At 72.0% G+C, this 16,940-nt stretch carries 15 protein-coding genes; 6 read left to right on the top strand and 9 right to left on the bottom strand.

Features of this window, described 5'->3' with window-relative positions; all coding sequences use genetic code 11:
* The first annotated feature begins 34 nt into the window (after window positions 1–34).
* Window positions 35–823: a lysophospholipid acyltransferase family protein gene (locus ACTOWY_RS39875; RefSeq protein ID WP_441314787.1), complete on the top strand. Its 789-nt coding sequence runs from the start codon at window positions 35–37 to the stop codon at window positions 821–823.
* The gene (locus ACTOWY_RS39870; RefSeq protein ID WP_441314786.1) at window positions 823–1,455 is read left to right on the top strand and encodes a DedA family protein; all 633 of its coding nucleotides are present in this window, start codon (window positions 823–825) and stop codon (window positions 1,453–1,455) included. Before ACTOWY_RS39875 ends, ACTOWY_RS39870 begins: the two co-directional genes overlap by 1 nt.
* Here the strand turns inward: ACTOWY_RS39870 and ACTOWY_RS39865 are convergent.
* The 4 genes from ACTOWY_RS39865 to ACTOWY_RS39850 form a co-directional block, all read right to left on the bottom strand.
* On the bottom strand, window positions 1,430–2,524 hold the full coding sequence (locus ACTOWY_RS39865; protein ID WP_441314785.1) for a peptidoglycan recognition protein family protein: 1,095 nt from the start codon (window positions 2,522–2,524) through the stop codon (window positions 1,430–1,432). The genes ACTOWY_RS39870 and ACTOWY_RS39865 overlap by 26 nt on opposite strands.
* A 320-nt stretch (window positions 2,525–2,844) precedes the next feature.
* Window positions 2,845–4,659: a family 20 glycosylhydrolase gene (locus ACTOWY_RS39860; protein WP_441314784.1), complete on the bottom strand. Its 1,815-nt coding sequence runs from the start codon at window positions 4,657–4,659 to the stop codon at window positions 2,845–2,847.
* Between the two features lie 148 nt (window positions 4,660–4,807).
* Entirely contained in the window at window positions 4,808–5,785 is a 978-nt protein-coding gene (locus ACTOWY_RS39855) for a zf-HC2 domain-containing protein (protein ID WP_441314783.1), read from the bottom strand.
* Window positions 5,786–5,791: 6 nt separating this feature from the next.
* On the bottom strand, window positions 5,792–6,352 hold the full coding sequence (locus ACTOWY_RS39850; protein ID WP_374205845.1) for a sigma-70 family RNA polymerase sigma factor: 561 nt from the start codon (window positions 6,350–6,352) through the stop codon (window positions 5,792–5,794).
* Between the two features lie 276 nt (window positions 6,353–6,628).
* On the opposite strand from ACTOWY_RS39850, the gene ACTOWY_RS39845 reads away from it, so the two are divergent.
* Window positions 6,629–7,225, top strand: a complete 597-nt coding sequence (locus tag ACTOWY_RS39845) for a ferric reductase-like transmembrane domain-containing protein (protein ID WP_441314782.1) — start codon at window positions 6,629–6,631, stop codon at window positions 7,223–7,225.
* Window position 7,226: 1 nt separating this feature from the next.
* Complete coding sequence (locus tag ACTOWY_RS39840) at window positions 7,227–8,546, top strand: NAD(P)/FAD-dependent oxidoreductase (RefSeq protein ID WP_441314781.1); 1,320 nt, start codon at window positions 7,227–7,229, stop codon at window positions 8,544–8,546.
* A 124-nt stretch (window positions 8,547–8,670) separates the two neighbouring features.
* Here ACTOWY_RS39840 and ACTOWY_RS39835 read toward each other — a convergent pair whose 3' ends face one another.
* The 4 genes from ACTOWY_RS39835 to ACTOWY_RS39820 all read right to left on the bottom strand — a co-directional run bounded on the left by ACTOWY_RS39835 (window position 8,671) and on the right by ACTOWY_RS39820 (window position 13,768).
* Window positions 8,671–9,486 (bottom strand): ESX secretion-associated protein EspG, encoded by an 816-nt coding sequence (locus ACTOWY_RS39835; protein WP_441314780.1) that lies wholly within the window; start codon window positions 9,484–9,486, stop codon window positions 8,671–8,673.
* 173 nt (window positions 9,487–9,659) lie between these two features.
* The gene (locus ACTOWY_RS39830; protein ID WP_441314779.1) at window positions 9,660–11,093 is read right to left on the bottom strand and encodes a carbohydrate-binding protein; all 1,434 of its coding nucleotides are present in this window, start codon (window positions 11,091–11,093) and stop codon (window positions 9,660–9,662) included.
* A 210-nt stretch (window positions 11,094–11,303) separates the two neighbouring features.
* Complete coding sequence (locus tag ACTOWY_RS39825) at window positions 11,304–12,467, bottom strand: alpha/beta hydrolase family protein (RefSeq protein ID WP_441314778.1); 1,164 nt, start codon at window positions 12,465–12,467, stop codon at window positions 11,304–11,306.
* Between the two features lie 110 nt (window positions 12,468–12,577).
* Window positions 12,578–13,768 carry an alpha/beta hydrolase family protein gene (locus ACTOWY_RS39820; protein WP_441314777.1) on the bottom strand — a complete coding sequence of 397 codons (1,191 nt, stop codon included), beginning with the start codon at window positions 13,766–13,768 and terminating at the stop codon, window positions 12,578–12,580.
* A 228-nt stretch (window positions 13,769–13,996) separates the two neighbouring features.
* Here ACTOWY_RS39820 and ACTOWY_RS39815 point away from each other — a divergent pair, with 228 nt between their 5' ends.
* Entirely contained in the window at window positions 13,997–14,710 is a 714-nt protein-coding gene (locus ACTOWY_RS39815) for a class I SAM-dependent methyltransferase (protein WP_441314776.1), read from the top strand.
* Here the strand turns inward: ACTOWY_RS39815 and ACTOWY_RS39810 are convergent.
* Window positions 14,693–15,901 carry an ROK family protein gene (locus ACTOWY_RS39810; protein ID WP_441314775.1) on the bottom strand — a complete coding sequence of 403 codons (1,209 nt, stop codon included), beginning with the start codon at window positions 15,899–15,901 and terminating at the stop codon, window positions 14,693–14,695. The genes ACTOWY_RS39815 and ACTOWY_RS39810 overlap by 18 nt on opposite strands.
* A gap of 211 nt (window positions 15,902–16,112) precedes the next feature.
* Between ACTOWY_RS39810 and ACTOWY_RS39805 the strand changes: the two genes are divergently transcribed.
* Window positions 16,113–16,940, top strand: a complete 828-nt coding sequence (locus ACTOWY_RS39805) for an SAM-dependent methyltransferase (protein WP_441314774.1) — start codon at window positions 16,113–16,115, stop codon at window positions 16,938–16,940.

Genomic DNA, 16,940 nt, shown 5'->3' with positions numbered 1-16,940 from the left:
CTGGACGCCGAGTTCGCCGTGTGACGACACCTGCGTGCCGGATCGGGAACGGGAACCCGTTGCGCCACTGGGAGTTCAGCTGCGGCGGTGGCTCGCGCTGGCCGGGGTGTTCGCGCTCGCGGTGCCGGTGTCCTGGCTGTTGCCGTTGCTGCCCAACGGAATCCGGGGGCGGCTGGCGAGCAGCGGAGCCCGTGGGATCCTGTGGGCGCTGGGGATTCGCGTGGTGGCGCGGAATTCGACGCCACGGCGGGGTCCGGCCTTGCTGGTGGGCAACCACATCTCCTGGCTGGATGGGTTGGTGCTGCTGTCCAGGGAACCACTGCACCAAGTGGCCAAGTCTGAGATCCGGGACCTTCCGGTGTTCGGCGGGCTGGCCGCGCGGGCCGGGACGGTGTTCATCGAGCGGGACCGGCTGTCCACGCTGCCGGGGACCGTCGCGGAGATGCGGGACCGGCTGGCCGCTGGGATCACCGTCGCGGTGTTCCCGGAGGGCACCACCCGCTGCGCGCCGGACGGGGTTGTGTTGCGCCCGGCCAGTTTCCAGGCCGCGCTGGACGCCGGTGTGCCGGTGCGGCCGGTGCGGCTGGAGTTCCGCGGGGCGGACGGGACACCGTCCGCGGCGGCGGCCTTCCTCGGCGAGGAGGACGTACTGACCTCGCTGCGGCGGGTGATCCGCGCCCACGGGCTGTCCGTGCAGCTGCGCGAGGGCGCCACGATCTGGCCGCGGACCGTGCGCGACCGGCGGGAGTTCGCCGCTCGCGCGCAGGCGGAAATCCTGGGCGGGACAACGGTTCCCGTCCCGGAGTTGCGGGTGGCGGCCTGATGCCGGAGTTCCTGCAGGCGTTGCTCGCCTCGCCCTGGCTGTACCTGATCGTGCTGGCCTTCGCCGCGCTGGACGCGGTGCTGCCGTTCACCCCCAGTGACAGCACGGTGATCGCGATCAGCGTGGCCGCGGCCACCGGCCCGCCCTCGATCTGGCTTGTGCTGCTGGCCGCGATCGCCGGGGTGCTGCTCGGCGACTACGGCACCTACCTCGCCGGCCGCGGCGCCGGACCCGGGCTGGAACGGCGATTGTCCCGCAGCCGCAAGGGAAAGCAGGCCTACGAGTGGGCCCAGCGGGCGATCCGTCGGCAGGGGCCGTGGGTGATCGTGGCGGCCCGGTACATCCCGGCCGGGCGGCTGGCCAGCATGCTCGCCGCCGGTGCGGTGGGCTATCCCCGTGGCCGGTTCCTGTTGTGGGACACCGTGGCCGGCACCATCTGGGCGGTGGCCTGCGTGGCGATCGGCTACCTCGGCGGGCGCGCGTTCGAGCAGAACCCGTTGCTGGGACTGCTGATGGCGCTCGGTATCGCGGCCGGACTGGCCGGAGCCGTGGCCGGGGTGCGCGCGTTGTGGTCGCGACGGCGGCGCGCACCCCGGCAGCGGGAACTCAGCGAAGCAGGTACTGCCAGGTGAGCAGGTCGATCACCCCGGTGGCCGGGATCCGTTGCGCGGTCTGCAGATCCTTCACCGCGGACTGGGTGGCCTCGGTGAACTCGCCGTCGGCCGGACTGCGCAGCCCGGCCGCGACCAGCAGCAGCTGGGCCGCGTGCACCGCGTCGCCCCGATCGCCCGTGCGCAGCGCGGCCGGAACCAGCGCGGGCCAGGACTCGGCGCCGACCAGACCGGTCTCGGCAACGCCGATCCGGACCTCCAGCCGGCGGGCCGCCTCATCGGTACGCTGGTCGAACACGCCGTCCAGGGGCACGCCGCGCTCACCCGCGTGGTGCAGCAGGCGTTGCGCGGCCAGGACTTTCTCGCCGCGGTCACCGGGCTGCAGCAACGGCCAGGTCACCGGGTCGACGATCTTCTCCCGGCTGCCCATGGCCGCCGCGACCGAGCGCCGCAGTTCCGGCAGCCGCCCGTAGAGCACGTTGCCGGGACAGGCGGTGTTGTTGAAGTCCCGGTGCCCGAAGATCTGGCTGGCCGGGATCCGGTACTGCGCGCACATGTACCTGCACAGCTGGACCAGGGAGTTCCACTGCGCGGTGGTCGGGCCGACGCTGGTGTACAGGCCCTCGTTCTCGATCCCCAGGGCCACGTTGTTCTGCCCGGCGGTGTGCGCGCTGACCACGTGCTGGGTGCCGCCGTTGAGCGCGGCCAGACTGCGGTGCCGGCCCTCGGTGATGTGCCCGCCGCGGCTGTTGGTGAAGTGCTGCCCGGTGTCGATCCACCTGTTGGAATCCATGTGGTAGTTCTGGATCGACCTGGACAGCGCGAACGCGCGGGCCAGCGAGTAGTCGGTGACGTTGCCGGTGGCCGTGTGGTGCACGATGATCTTGACCGGCCGCGAGTTGAGCACCGAGATACCGCCGCTGGGCGCGCGTGCGCCCCAGGCCCCGGTGCCGTGGATGGGTGGAGCCGCGGATTCCGCGGCTCCGGCGAGCAGTGGATCGGCCAGCCCGAGTGCGCCGGCCGCGGTCACGGTGAGTCCGCCACGCAGGAAAGCGCGGCGGCCGAACGGATTGTGAGCAGGGTTCGACATGACGACGACTCCCTCGTCTTGGGGGCAGGGAACCCCAGAGAAGTGGGTCGTTCGACGGTAAGAGCTGGTTCCGGAACTCGTAAGGGCCGAAGGGGTGAGGAACTTTCGATTACTTGTACTAGTACGTCACCGATTCACGTAATCGGTAGCCCGTCGAGGTGGCGGAGGTCAGGTGAATACGCCGAATGCCGCAGGAGATCGGGCACAGAAGTTGAATGGGCGCGCCACCCCGGGAGGTCGGGAATCCGGCCGGACCCCTTGCGCGAGAAAGGGCCCGGCCGGACCGCGATGGTCCAGCCGGGCCCCTTCAGGCGTTCAGCTCAGCAGGTGCCGTTGTCCTTCCACACGCCCCACTGGCCGGTCGTGCCCGGCTCCTCGCCCCGGGTCCACCAGCGGGCGGTCCAGGACTTGCCCTTGTGCGAGACGGTGTTGTCCTTGACGTAGGTGTCGCCGCTCTTCCACGCCGGGGCGCTGCACGAGCCGCCCGAGGTGGTCGTGGTGCTGGTCGGGTTGGTCGAGGGCCACGGGACCTGCGGGGACTTGTAGTAGTTGATCCCCATGACGTTCCAGCGCGGGCCCTGGGCGGCCAGCCGCTGCTTGAAGGCGTCCCAGTTGTGCGTGGACCGCGGCGACCAGCCCAGCTCCGCGATCGCGGGCAGCCGCGGGAAAGCCATGAACTCGATGTCCGCGGTCTTGGTCAGCGTCTCCGACCACAGCGGGGCCTCCACGCCGAAGACCGCGTTCTCGTTCACGCCGCTGAGGTAGCCGCCCGGGTTCCAGTCGTAGGCGGTCTGGACCTCGATGAAACCGGCCCAGCTCAGGCCGAGCGGGGTGCTGGCGTTGTACTTCATGTCCAGGTAGGCCTTGTTGGCCGGGGACAGCAGCACCTTGCCGCCGCGGGCCGCATGCGCGGCAACGTTGTTGTCGGTGGTGGTGGTGCCCCAGAACTGCGGGATGGCCGAGACCGGCGGGGCCGGGTTGACCTTCACGAACTCGTGCCAGCCCAGGATCTTCTTGCCGTACTTGCCGACCAGGGGCATGACCTTCTGCATGAAGGTGTTGTAGTCGGCGTCGCTGGTCGCGTGCGCCTCGTCGCCGCCGAGGTGGAAGTACTCGCCGGGGGTGATCGCGGCGAGTTCCCGGATGACGTCCTCGACGAACTTGTAGGTGATGTCCTTGGCGATGCACAGCGAGCTGTAGCCGACCTCGGTGTCGGTGCGCAGCGGCGGGGCCACGCCGTTGCAGTTCAGCTCGGCGTAGGAGGACAGCGCGGCGTTGGTGTGCCCAGGGATGTCGACCTCGGGGATCACCGTGATGTGCCGGGCCTTGGCGTAGTTGATCACGTCGGCGTACTGCGCCTTGGTGTAGAAACCGCCGGGGCCGCCGCCGACCTGGGTGCTGGCGCCGTGCTTGGTCAGGTTCGGCCAGCTGTCGATCTGGATCCGCCAGCCCTGGTCGTCGGTCAGGTGCCAGTGGAAGTTATTGATCTTGTACAGCGCGAGCTGGTCGATGTAGCGCTTGACCGTGTCCACGGTGAAGAAGTGCCGGGCCGAGTCCAGGTGCGCGCCGCGGTAGCCGAAGCGCGGCTGGTCCACGATCTTGGCGCCGGGCACCGTCCACGGGCCGGGCTTGACCGAGCCGGACTCGATCGCCGCCGGCAGCAGCTGGCGCAGTGTCTGCACACCGGCGAACAGGCCGGCCGCCTTGTTCGCGCGCACGGTGACCACGCCCGCGGTCACGTCGAGCTGGTAGCCCTGCTCGCCCACGCTCGCGGGCGCGCCGGAGAGCAGCAGCGCGATGCCGTCGGCCGGGTTGCCCGCGGCCGGAGTGATCGGCAGCGGGTACCCGGTGGAGCGGCGCAGGATCGAGGCCAGGTAGTCCGCGACCTGGGTGGCCTCGGCGGATCCGGCCTGGGTCTGGATGCGGGTGCCCGCGCCCAGGGTGAAGGTGACGCCGGCGGCCGGGGTGACCGACGCGGGTACCGGCACGATGCTCTGCAACGGGCTCGCGGCCTCCTCGGCGACCGCGTCACGCTGGGCCGAGGCCCAGCCCAGAGTGGCTCCGCCGAGCACGACTAGGGCGGCGAGACCGCCGGCCAACCGCGACCGCAATGGCCGCGCGCTGAGGGTTTTCACGGGGATGTCCTCCCGGAGAGTTCGGACAGGCGAGCACAGGCGGCGGCGTGTTGCAGCCATCGAATCTCCCGGCAACCCTCGTGTCAAGGTCTAGACCACTGGGTTCATCCCGGTGCCGCCACCTGTGCTCTTCCGTACCTGTCCGTACCTAGCTCCCCGCGGGGATTGACAACAGCCCGATCCCGTCCATGGTGCGCACCTCGAAGCTGGCGATGTCGGTCCTGGACAGCGCCACGTTCCCGGTGTTGCGCAGCGGCTCCGGCGAGCCGGCCACGCCGTAGCCCTTCTCCGGCACCACCCAGCTGTTCACCGGGAAGGTCTCGCCTGCCTTGCCGATGGCCACCAACTGGCAGCGCCTCGGCCCGGAGATGCCCTTCAACTCCATCCGCACCTCGACGCCGGAGCCCTTCTCCGTCAGCGCCAGGATCGCGGAGACGTTGTTCGCCGGGTTGCTGCCGGTCAGCGTCTCCTCGTTGAGCGTGTTCGCGTCCGTGCTCGGGCCGGACGGCCCGCTCTGGACGGGGGGACGGGTGGTGCTCGGCTGGCTGGGCAGGCTCAGGATCGGGCTGGGCAGCGCGACGCCGTCCCGCCCGTCGCCGGTTGTCGCCGAGATCGCCAGTGGGGTCAGCACCAGTGCCAGGCAGGCCGCCGCGGCCAGCGACCACAGCACGGCCTTGCGCCGGTCGCGCTTGCGCGCGCCGACCTGGTCGAGCAGCTGGGCCAGCACCCGTTCGTCCGGTTGCGCCGGCGCCTGGGCGGCCGGGGCGAAGGCGGGCGGACGCGGCTGGGTTCGCGGCGGTGGCCCTGGTAGCGGGCGCGGCGCCGGTGCGCCCGGCTGCGGTCTGGCCAGTGGCGGCACGCTGCGCAGCGGCCGGCCCGGCGGGGCCTGCGGCCGCGGCTGGTTCGGCCGGACCTGTGGCGACGGCACCGCGCCGTTGCGCTGCTGCTGGTGTTGTCCCAGCGCGCGGGCGGTGTCGAGCAGGTCCGGCAGGTCGAGCAGCTCCTGCAGCTCGTCCTGGCAGCGCGTGCAGTGCGTCAGGTGCTCCTCGAAGGCGATGGTGTCCGCCTCGTTGAGCACGCCGAGCAGGTAGGCGCCGACGTCGGAGTGGTCAGGTGGGGACGACATCCCCGCTCACCCCCGATCCTGGAGTGACCGTCGTAGGGCACGCAACGCGTAGTACACCCTGGACTTGACGGTACCCGGTGGCACGCCCAGAACGGCGGCCGCTTCGTTGATGGTGCGGTCTCGTAGGTAGGTCTGGGTGATGGCCTCCCTGTGCTCTTCGCTCAACTGCTGCAACGCCTCGGTGATCACCAGGGCGGAGAGGGTCGCGTCGGCGCCGTCAGGCACCGGCACTGCCTCCAACGGACTCGCGTCGACCTCGTGCGGCCGCGCACTGCGGCTTCGCCTTCCGTCGATCACGATCCGCCTCGCCACGGTGAACAACCAGGCCCGCATCAGCCCGGGTTCCCGGTCCAGCTTCTCGGCGTTGCGCCAGGCCCGGAACAAGGTTTCCTGCACCACGTCCTCGGCCCACTGGCGATCATTGCCGGTGAGCTTGCACGCGTGCCCGAACAGCGCACCACCGTATTCACGGTAGAGCGCCCTGACCAGATCGTCGTCCCGGCCGGAAACCTCGGCGGTGCCGGTTGACTCTGCTCTGGTGACCCGATGTCGGCCCACGGCGCACATCCTGTCCCCAGCAACGGGTTTCGTACAGGGTTGCGGCCGATCTTTTTGTGCTCGCGACGGATTTGGATCGATTTTGCGGCCAGGTTGAACCACCCGCGACAGGGATCCGTAATCGTTGGCGCGTCGTCACGAAGGGACTGTCCACTATGGACTATTGAGTTCGCCGCCCGCGAAGCTTCCGGTTTTCCCTGGCGGAACACCGGAAACGCCCGGGTAGGCCGGGTCGCACCCCCTGGCCTACCCGGGTTCCGCCGCCCGTCTGCCCCGGAGGCGCACATGCCGCACCATCCGGTCCTGCAACTCGCCGTGAGCACCCAGGACGACGGGGTGCGCGCGGCGGCCGCGCTATCGGGGTGGCTGGCCTACGGGCTGATGTGCCTGACCCTGTGCTGGGGCGTGTTCACCAGCGCGGGCTGGGTGCGCCGGGCGACCGGGCGGCAGGTGGTGCGCTCGGGTCACCTGGTGCTGGCCACGGTCACGCTGGCCTTCGTGTGCAGTCACGGCCTGGCCCTGTTGTTCCTGCGGGAGGAGCGTTTCGGCCTGGTCAACCTGTTGTTCCCGGTGGTGGCGGGCGCGCCGCTGCGGCACACCCTTGGCGCGCTGGCCTTCGAGCTGATGCTGCTGGTGGCCTTCTCGGTGGGACTGCGCCGGGTGCTGGGCTACCGGCGATGGCTGTGGTTGCACCGGTTGGCCTATCCGGCCGCGGCACTCGGTGTGGCGCATGCCCTGCTGGGCGCCCTCGCCGGCGGGCGGTTCGGTCTGCTGTGGCTGGCCGGGGTGACCCTGCTGGTGCCGGTGCTGACCCTGACGGTGCTGCGTTTCCTGCCGGCCAGGATGCTGGTCTCGGCGCGGATCATCGAGGAGGCGCCGTGAGATGGCCCTGACCGGGCGGGCCGAACGGATCGTGGTGGTGGGCACGGGCCCGGCCGGACTGAACGCGGCGGAACGCTTGCGAGAGCAGGGATTCTCCGGCGAGGTCCTGGTGGTGGGTGAGGAACCCCGGCTGCCTTACCACCGTCCGGCCCTTGCGCAGCAGCTGTTGCTGGGGCAAGCGGGTCCGGAGGAGCTGACCCTGCCCGGCCTGCCGGAGCTGGATGTGGTGTGGCGACTGGGATCCCGGGCGGCCGCGCTGGACGTGGACCGCAGGCTGCTGCTGTTGCCGCGCGGTGAGGAGTTGCGCTATGACGGCCTGGTCGTGGCCACCGGGGCCCAGGCCAGGCACCTGCCCGGCGCGCCCCGGCACGACCGCCGGGTGCAGGTGCTGCGCACGATGAGCGATGGTCTTGCGCTGCAACGCAATGTGACCGCGGGCCAGGGCCCGGTGGTGATCGTGGGCGGCGGGTTCCTTGGCTGTGAACTGGCCGCGAGCCTGCGCGCCATGGACATCCCGGTGCTGCTGGTGGACCGCGGCGGCGACCTGCTCGGGGACGTGCTGGGCGAGCGGATGGGCGCCGCGGTCACCCAGCTGCACCAGGACGCCGGGGTGCGGCTGGCCCTGGGCGTGACGGTGTGGCGGTTCGCCCCGCACCCCGGCGGCATCGCGGTCCAGCTCACCGACGGCCAGCTGGTCTCCGCGCGCTGCGTGGTGCTGGCCGTCGGCGCCATCCCGGCCAGCTACTGGCTGCGCGGCTCCGGCCTGGTACTGGAGGACGGCGTGCTGTGCGATGCCACCTGCCATGCCATCGGCGCCCAGGACGTGGTGGTCGCCGGCGACCTGGCCCGCTGGCCCAACCTGCGCTTCGACGAGATCCCGCGCCGGGTCGAGCACTGGATCAACGCGGTGGAGATGGGCCGGGCCGCCGCGGACAGCCTGCTGGCCGGTGCGGGCGCCCGGCCGTTCACCCCGCTGCCCAGGTTCTGGTCGGCCCAGCACGGCGTGCGGATCCAGGCGGCGGGCGCGCCCGCGCTGGCCGGGGACACCATCGCGCTGGCCGGGGCGCGGTCGCTGGGGCACCAGGTGTGCGGGTACGTGCGGCGGGGGTGGCTGGTGGGGGTGGCGGCCTGGGACAGCCCGCGCGGGATGCGGCAGTGGACGGCGGAACTGGACCGGCAGTCGGCGGTGGGGGCGCCGCGGCCCTCGCCGGGGGAGACGGAGGCGCCGCGGGGGATGCCGTCGGTCAACGGACGGGCGGTCAGCGGACGGGCGCGGCGGGGGTGGCGGTGCGGGCGTCGGGGCAACGACGCGGCGAGCTGATCGTCGGCTTGGGCCAACCCGGCGTACCGCTTGGGCCAACCTGGCGTACGACTTGGGCCAACTCGGCGTACGACTTGGGCCAACTCGGCGTACGAGAACGGCCAACACTCCGGGTGGGGGTGGGTTAGCGGTGGCCGTTGGTGCGGTGGGTGGTGGTGGTTTCGTCTCGGAGGGCGATGAGTTGGGCTACCAGTTGGCGGCTGCCGCCGGGGAGGACGGTCACCCAGACCACGCCGCCGGTCTCTACCCGGCGCAGCACCAGGTAGCGGCCCCGGCCGGGCACGTCGTGGAAGGCGACCACCCTGGTGGCCCGGCGGGTCGAGCCGAACCGGTCTCGCACCGTGCAGCCGAACTGGCCCCACCAGCCCGCCCCCGCGCACCGCCGGGCCAGTTCGCGGGCCACCGGCGGGGTCTCGCCGCGCTGGATGAGCACCTCGGCGAAGGCGACCGGATCCGCCCCGGCCGCGCGGGCGGCCGCGTCCAGCGATTCGCCGCGCACGCTCAGTGCCTCGCCCGGCCCGCTCGGGGTGCCGCCGCCGAGGGTGGCCAGGTCGGTGGGCAGCAGGTAGTCGGGCAGCCGGGTCAGGTGCACGGTGTCGCCGATGCGCACCGCCAGGGTGCCGCTCTCGCCGCGGGCGGCGCCGAAGGCCCGCAGCAGTTCGCCGGTCCACAGCCGGGCGTCCAGGGACCAGTCGTACCGGGTCAGGCCCAGGCAGGTGTCGCTGAGGCCGGAGGTCGGGCCGATCCGGTCGGCCAGGCCGCGCTGCCGCAGCGAGTCCATGGCCAGCGAGGTCAGCATGCCGCGCTCGGAGTCGGTGGCCCCGAAACTCGGCAGTTCCAGCGCGAGGGGTGGCTCACCGAGGGCGAGTTGCGCCCACACCACCTCGAACTCGGTCGCGGTGAGCACCATCGTGGTCATGGCGTGCGGTTCCCCGCCCATCGTCGCGCCCCCTTGTGCGCCGAGTCCTCTCGGTCAAGGGGGGCAAACTAACCCGGGCCTGTGACTATGTGTGTAAACCAGGTCACATTCGGTCCGCTGACATTGCCGGGCGGTGCTGGGAAGCGGCCGGCCGGTGGGTTGCCGCCGTCGCCACCGGCCGGCCGCGAGTCTGGCTAGCCGGTGGCGAAGGTGAACCAGTTGAGGTTGACGAAGTCCGCGGGCTGACCGCTGGCGAAGGTCAGGTACACGTCGTGCACGCCGATGGTTCCGCTGACGTTGGCCGGAATGGTCCGCCAGTTCTGCCAGCCGCCGGTGTTGCCCACCGCGAATGACCCGATCACCGGCCCGCTCCGGCTGTCCAGCCGCACCTCGACCAGCCCGCTCACCCCGCCGCCCGCGCCCGAGGCCACCCTGGCCTGGAACTGCCGCGCGCCGGAGCCGCCGAAGTCCACCCCCCGGTACCGCACCCAGTCGCCGTTGCCGACCCCGCCGATGTTCTGCCCGCCACCACTGTCCGAAGTGGACTCGGTGAGCACGCCCGACTGCGCGGCGAACCGCTCGGCCTCCCAGCGGCCGTAGGCGCTGCCACCCGCGGGCGGCGGCGCGCTGGTGGTGGTCGTCGGGTTGCCGCCGCCTCCGCCGCGCTGCTGCACCGAGACGTAGTCGACCACCATCGGCCGCCCGGGAACCGTGGCCGCGACCGGGGTCACGCCGCCATGGAGGGCGTTGGGGAAGGCGCCGCCGATGGCCACGTTGAGGATCACGAAGTAGCCGTGATTGGTCATGTTGGTCCAGGTGGCCGCGTCGAAGCGGTCCTGGCTGACGCTGTGGAACTGCTGGCCGTCGACGTACCAGCGCAGTTGGTTCGGCGAGACCGAGCGGTCCCACTCGAAGCGGTAGGTGTGGAAGGCCGACTGGCAGCTCGCCCCTGGACAGGGCCGGTTCGCGCCGATGCCGGTGGTCTCGTTGCACGGGCCGCCCGGGTTGACCCCGCAGTGCAGCACGCCCCAGACCGAGTTGATCCCGTTGACGTTCTCCATGATGTCGAACTCGCCGATACCCGGCCAGTTCCAGTAGTTGCCGCGATACGGCGTGCCCAGCGCCCAGAACGCGGGCCAGTACCCGATCGCCGCCTGCCCGGTGACATTGGGCATCTGCAGCCTGCTCTCGATGGCGAGCACGCCACCGGCGGGGGCCTGGAAGTCGCCGCGGTGGGTTTCGATCCGGGCGGAGGTCCAGTTCCCTGCACCGTCCCGGAGCGGGGTGATGCGCAGGTTGCCGCCGCCGTCGAGGCTGATGTTGGCCGGGTTGCTGGTGTGCGCGGCGATCTCGCCGGTGCCCCAGTTGGCGGGCCCGCCGGGGTAGCCGTGGCCGAGGTCGAAGATCCAGTTGTTGCCCGACGGCAGGGAACCGGCGGGTCCGGTGAAGTCGTCGGCCCAGACCTGCGTCCAGCCGGGCGCGGGCGGCGGCACGGACGCGCCCGCCGGGGCGAACAGGGTGAGCGGGACGACCACGGCCGCCGCGGCGGTGGCGGCGGCGAAAGCCCAGCGCGGGGAACGGGTGCGGCGGGCTGGGGGAGTGGCGATGGGGATCTGCGCAGCGGACATGTGCGAGCGCCTCCTCGGTCCGTGGCGGCGGATCACAGCGGGGGAAGGGATTAGGCGTGCCCGGCCACGGTCGGTGCGTCTCCGGCCGCTTTGCCGTGAGGCGATGAGAGCGCTCTCAAGGGTGGGTTGTCAACGATTGGGCTGGATTTCGGGGGAGAAACAACAAATGGCGGCCTGGGCAGCGGGCACGCCGCTGCCCAGGCTCGCGGGTCAGGAGTGGGACCAGCGCAGGGTTTGCTCCGGGTAGGCCGGGGACGGCGCGTCCAGCAGTGGGGCGGGCACGCCGTAGAGGTGTTGCTGGAAGAACGCCCGGGTGTAGACGCGGTTGAGCTGGGTGGTTCTGCTGCCGGGGGTGTCGCCGAACAGGGTGGTGTACAGGGCGGGGCGGTCGCGGAGGAGTTCGCGGGCGCCGGAGATGTCGGCGAACTGGGTCAGGTCGGTGGCGCTGTAGTGCGCCGCGCCGGTGAGGGCGAAGTGGCGGCCCCAGGTCCGGTGGCTGGCCTTCCAGGCGGTGAAGGTGGGGTAGTCGGGCGCGCCGGTGCTCAGCAGCAGGAAGGGCGCGGGCACGCCGTTGCCGGCGGCGCCGTCCCAGAAGCCGCCGTCCAGGTTCACCCCGGCGCGGAATCGGGGGTCGGTGCGGATGGCCTCGGCGGCCGTCGCGCCGCCCATGGAGTGGCCGAGGGCGCCGACCTTGCCGAGGTCCAGACGGCCGCGGAACTGGGTCGCGGCGGTGCTGACGTGGTCGAGGGTGCTGCGCAGGTCGGCGACCCGGACCCGGAGTTCCTCGGCCCGCTGGGCCTCGGTGGGGACCTGCGGGCGATTGCCGCGGATGACCCGGCCGTCGGGGAAGCGCACCGCGCCCGCGTCGTAGGTGTGGTCCACCGACAGCACCACGTACCCGTGGCTGGCCAGGTCCTCGGCCAGGCTGGTGGACAGCGCGCGCATGCTGCCGCGGCCCTGGCTGTACAGCAGCACCGGCCAGCCCGCGCCGAACACCGGGGCGTTGTGCCGGGCATGCGGGCGGACCCGGTCCAGGAACGGGCTCACCCCGCCGCCGATGAAGCCGTTCAGGAAGGCGGTGACGGTGGCGCTGGTGGCCTCGTCGGCGTAGCGGGCCCGCGGGGTGACCGCGATGGCCGGGTACCAGGCGCGAACCATCAGCTCACGCGCCGCCGGGGTGGGCGACCACGGGTCCGGGCGGGACGGGTCGGTCAGGTGCAGGTCGGTGACGCCCACGGCCAGCCTGCCGGTCGGGGCGGGCAGGTCCAGCGTGGTCGCGGCGCTGGTCGGCACCGCCGCGGTCGCGGCCGGGGCGGTGGCGACCAGGCTGGCGGACAGGGTCAGGAGCACGGCGAGCAGCCGTGTTGGGCGCATGGGTGTCCCCCTCGGGTGGCGGCGGGTTGCCGTGATTTCACCCTGCCAGCGACTCCGCGCCGATGATCGTCTGCGCGCCGGGTCTGCCCTTTGGGGCTCTCAGCAACCTCTCAGCCGACCGAGAAGAGCAGCCGGTGTTCCGGCCACCGCGCCGAATCCCGGTCGAGCAGCGGGGACGGGCGGCCGAGCAGGTGCCGGTCGAACAGCGCGCCGAGGTAGGTGCGGTAGAGCTGGGTGGTGCGCACGCCGTCGAGGCTGCCGAAGATCTGCTTGTACACCTCCGGATGGTCCTTCAGCAGCTCGCGCAGTCCGGAGACCGCCGGGAACAGCACTAGGTCGGTGGCGGAGCTGTGAATGCCCTCGGGCAGGGTGAAGTGCCGGCCCCAGGCCCGCTGGTTCGCCCGCCAGCGGGTGAAGCTGGGGTGGTCACCGGGGCCCGCGCTGAACAGGGCGAACGGACCGGGAACGCCCTGGTGCTGGGCCTCGCCCCAGAACGCGCCGTCCAGGTTGGCGCCGACCCGGAAGCGGCGGTCGGCGCGCATGGCCTCGGCCGCGGTGTCACCGCCGAGGGAGTGGCCGAACACGCCGACCCGGCGCAGGTCCAGGCGGTGCCGGAACGGAGTGTCGCCCGCGCTGAGCTGGTCGAGGGTGAACCGCAGGTCGGCGACCCGGACCTGCACCTCGGCGGCGAGTTCCGGTTCGGTCGGGTTCTGGGTGCGGTTGGCCCGCACGGTCCGGCCGTCCGGGAACCGGGTGACCGCGGCGTCGTAGGTGTGGTCGACGGCGGCCACCACATAGCCCTTGGCGGCCAGGTCCTCGGCGATCGCGGTGGTCGCGGCGCGGACCGTGCCGCGGCCGTGGCTCTGCAGGATCAGCGGCCAGCCGCGCAGCAGCGTCGGCTGGCCGGGCAGCAGCTGGGGCCGTAACAACTCTGCGGCCTGGCGGGCGGTGGGGTGCACGCGGTCCAGCCACGGTTCGACCTGGCCCATGCCGATCGCGGTGGCCAGGTCGGCGAAATGCTGGGACACCGCGGGATCGCCGTACTCGGCGCGCTGGCCCACGGGCACGGCCGGGTACCAGACCTGGGCCATCAGCTCGCGTGGTCCGGGCGTCGGCGCCCACGGGTCGGCCCTGGCGCGATCGACCAGGTGCAGGGTGGTGGTGCCGACCGGGAACGGGCCGCTGGTGGCGGGCAGGTCCAGGGCCGGTTTCGCGGCGGCGGTCGCGGTGCCGGTGGACAGCAGCGCGGTCAGCAGCACGAAGACGGCCGTGAGCAATGTGGTGACGCGGGTGCGAAGCACCTTTCTTCCCCCAGGGTGGTTGTGGCGAGTGGCAGGGAACCGGTGCCTTCACCCTGCCCTGTGACTTGGTGGCACAGGGCGGGATTCCGCCGGGAGCGAACGGGGATCACTCGATGGGTCCTTGAGGGGGTGGCGTACCGGGTCGTCGGCGTTCCGTGGCCGATCCGTGTTTTCCGCCGCACACAATGGGACCGACCTGATCGACCACGACCCTGCGGAGGTGCGGAGGTGACCCAGACGCCCCGGGACGCGGCCCGCCCGCCGGTGCGCGCGCACCTGAACTACCTCGCCCTTGCCGGGCAGCTCGACGGGCTGAGCACCCAGGAGGTGTTCGCGCACATCTTCCGCAGCAACATGTGGGGCTGCGCCGATTCGGTCTCCGGCGACGGCTCCGCGCTCACCGAGACCGCCGTGCTGCGCGCCGAGTTGCCGAAGGTGTTGCGGCGCTTCGGGGTGCGCAGTCTGCTGGACATCCCGTGCGGGGACTTCGGCTGGCTGGCCACCTGTGAGCTGGGCCTGGAGACCTACCTCGGCGCGGACATCGTGGAGGAGCTGATCGCGGCCAACCTGGCCAAGTACTTCCGGCACGGCGGCAACCGCCGCTTCTACACCCTGGACCTCACCAGGGACCCGTTGCCGCGCACCGACGCCGTGCTCTGCCGGGACTGCCTGGTGCACCTGAGCTTCGCCCAGATCTGGGACGCGCTGGACAACCTGCGCCGCAGCGGCTCCCGCTACCTGCTGGCCACCACGTTCCTGGAACTGGAGCACAACACCGACATCGCCACCGGCGACTGGCGCCCGCTCAACCTGCAGCGCCCGCCGTTCAACCTGCCCGATCCGGTCGCGGTGCTGGTGGAGAACTGCGCCGAGGAGGGCGGGGCGTTCGCGGACAAGGCACTGGGCCTGTGGGAGATCGAGTCGCTACCGATGCGCCCGTGAGCCCGGCGGCTTCATGAACTCCGCCGCGGGCAGCCCGAAGATCTCCTCCCTGGCGATCGCGTAGGCCGCGTGCAGCGCGCCGGCCCGCACCGCGTTGCCGGTCACCGAGGCCGGTTCCACCGGCGTCTTCGGGATCACCAGGTCGTGCAGTTCCCGCTGCACCAGCTCGCACAGCAGCGGCCCGCCCGCCTCGGCGGTCGCCCCGGAGAGCAGCACCAGTTCCGGGTCCAGCACGGAGACCAGGTTGGCCACGCCGGTGGCGATCCGCCTGGCCAGGTCGGTGAGGAAGGCCAGGCCCGGCTCACCGCCGGTCACCGCCTCCCGCACGGCCGCGATCCCGGTCTCGGCGTGCACGCCGTGCGCGGCGGCCAGGCTGACGATGGAGTCCGAGCTGACCAGGTCGCCGAACCGGATCCCGTCCCGGCCGATCGCGCTGCCTGCCCGCGCCAGGTCCGGCACTCGCATCCAGTCGATCTCGCCCGCGCCGCCGGTGGCCCCGCGCAGCAGCACCCGGTTGACCACCACCGCGCTGCCCACCGCGTCGGCCGGCCAGACCAGCACCATGTCCCGCACGTCCACCGCCTTGCCGGAGATCATCTCCTCCAGCGCGACCAGGTTGACGTCGTTCTCCACCGTGACCGTGGCGTTGAGCAGCTCGCTGAGCCGTCCTGGCAGGTCGAAGCCCTCCCAGCCGGGCAGGTGCGGGGCGAAGCCGAGTTGTCCGGTGGCCCGGTCCACCGCGCCGGGGCTGCCCACCACGACGTGCCGCAGCGTGCCCTCGGGCAGTCCGGCCAGGCCGACCGCGGCGGCCAGCGCGGTGCAGAAGGCGGCCAGCACCGCCTCAGTGGGTCCGGCGGGCATCACCGCGCGGTGCTCGGCGAGCACCCGGCCGGAGATGTCGGCGACGGCGATGTCCACCGATTCCGCGGTCAGGTCCACCGCGGCCACGAAGCACAGCGCCCCGTTGACCGCCCAGAGCTGCGCCCTCGGCCCGCGGGCGCCACCGCGCAGGCCCTCGCGGCGCACCACGTCGTCCTCCTCCAGCCGGGCCAGCAGCTGGGCGGTGGCCGGTTTGGACAGCCCGATCGCGGTCTCCAGCTCGGACCTGGTCATCGGCCCGTTGTCCAGGAGGATCTCGATGGCCGCCCGATCGTTGATCTCCCGCAGCAGACGCGGACTTCCGGCTCGCACCACCACTCCCCCTTCACGCGTGTGGCACTGGACGCGGCAGCGCGTACGGCCATCCAGGTGTCACCCGGGCGCGGGTGCCTGCCGAATCGTAGGACCAATGCCGGGTCCGGTCCGGCATATCGGCGCGTGCCGCCCGGCGATGACCTCGCTCGCTGGGGTTGCGCACCCTCAGTAGTCTGTCCGCTACTTGTCCATCGCCACGAGGTGTGCCGTGACCGGAGACCCCAGCGCGGGTCCGCAGTCGACCGATCAGGACTGGGCGCAACCCCGCTCGGCCCGGGTCTATGACTATCTGCTCGGCGGCGGGCACAACTTCGCGGTGGACCGGGAACTGGCCGACCGGATGGTCGCCGAACTGCCGGGGGTGGCGCATTCCGCGCTGGTCAACCGGGCCTTCGTGCGCCGGGTGGTGCACTTCATGCTCTCCGCGGGGGTGCGCCAGTTCCTGGACCTGGGCTGCGGCATCCCCGGGGTGGACCCGGTGCACCTGATCGCCCGCAAGGCCGCGCCGGAGTGCCGGGTGGTCTACGTCGACCACGACGAGCTGGCGGTGGCGCACGCCGAGCTGCTGCTGGAGGGCGATGAGCACGCGACCGTGCTGCGCGCCGACGCCGTGGACGCGCGGTCCGTGCTGGCCGAGCCCCGGCTCCGCCGGATGCTCGACTTCGAGGCGCCGATCGGCCTGCTCGCGGTAGCCCTGCTGCACTACGTGCCCAACGAGCGAGATCCCGAGGGGATGCTCGCCGGGTACCGGGACCGGCTGGCCGTGGGCAGCTATCTCGCGTTGAGCCACGGGACCTGTGACGTGTCACCCGAAATGGTGCTGCGAGCCCAGGAGCTGTGGCGGACCGGTGACCCGGTGTATCCGCGGCCGCGGGCTGGGATCGAGCGCCTCTTCACCGGGTTCGACCTGGTCGCTCCCGGACTGGTACACCCCGGTCGGTGGCGGAATCCGGTGCGCCCGGGACCCACCGCCCTCGGCGACTGGTACTTCGCCGGCGTCGGCCGCAAGTTTTCGTCCACGGAAGGGACTGCGTGA

This window comes from Crossiella sp. CA198 (genome assembly GCF_052078295.1).
GTDB lineage: Bacteria > Actinomycetota > Actinomycetes > Mycobacteriales > Pseudonocardiaceae > Crossiella.
Note: the sequence above shows the minus strand (reverse complement) of the source record. Positions and strands in the feature narration are given on the sequence as shown.

What these genes read in the sequence shown, in the direction of transcription:
- ACTOWY_RS39870 (WP_441314786.1), top strand. Translation starts at nt 823, where the DNA reads ATGCCGGAGTTCCTGCAGGCGTTGCTCGCCTCGCCCTGGCTGTACCTG.
- ACTOWY_RS39865 (WP_441314785.1), bottom strand. Translation starts at nt 2,524, where the DNA reads ATGTCGAACCCTGCTCACAATCCGTTCGGCCGCCGCGCTTTCCTGCGT.
- ACTOWY_RS39855 (WP_441314783.1), bottom strand. Translation starts at nt 5,785, where the DNA reads ATGTCGTCCCCACCTGACCACTCCGACGTCGGCGCCTACCTGCTCGGC.
- ACTOWY_RS39850 (WP_374205845.1), bottom strand. Translation starts at nt 6,352, where the DNA reads ATGTGCGCCGTGGGCCGACATCGGGTCACCAGAGCAGAGTCAACCGGC.
- ACTOWY_RS39845 (WP_441314782.1), top strand. Translation starts at nt 6,629, where the DNA reads ATGCCGCACCATCCGGTCCTGCAACTCGCCGTGAGCACCCAGGACGAC.
- ACTOWY_RS39840 (WP_441314781.1), top strand. Translation starts at nt 7,227, where the DNA reads ATGGCCCTGACCGGGCGGGCCGAACGGATCGTGGTGGTGGGCACGGGC.
- ACTOWY_RS39835 (WP_441314780.1), bottom strand. Translation starts at nt 9,486, where the DNA reads ATGGGCGGGGAACCGCACGCCATGACCACGATGGTGCTCACCGCGACC.
- ACTOWY_RS39830 (WP_441314779.1), bottom strand. Translation starts at nt 11,093, where the DNA reads ATGTCCGCTGCGCAGATCCCCATCGCCACTCCCCCAGCCCGCCGCACC.
- ACTOWY_RS39825 (WP_441314778.1), bottom strand. Translation starts at nt 12,467, where the DNA reads ATGCGCCCAACACGGCTGCTCGCCGTGCTCCTGACCCTGTCCGCCAGC.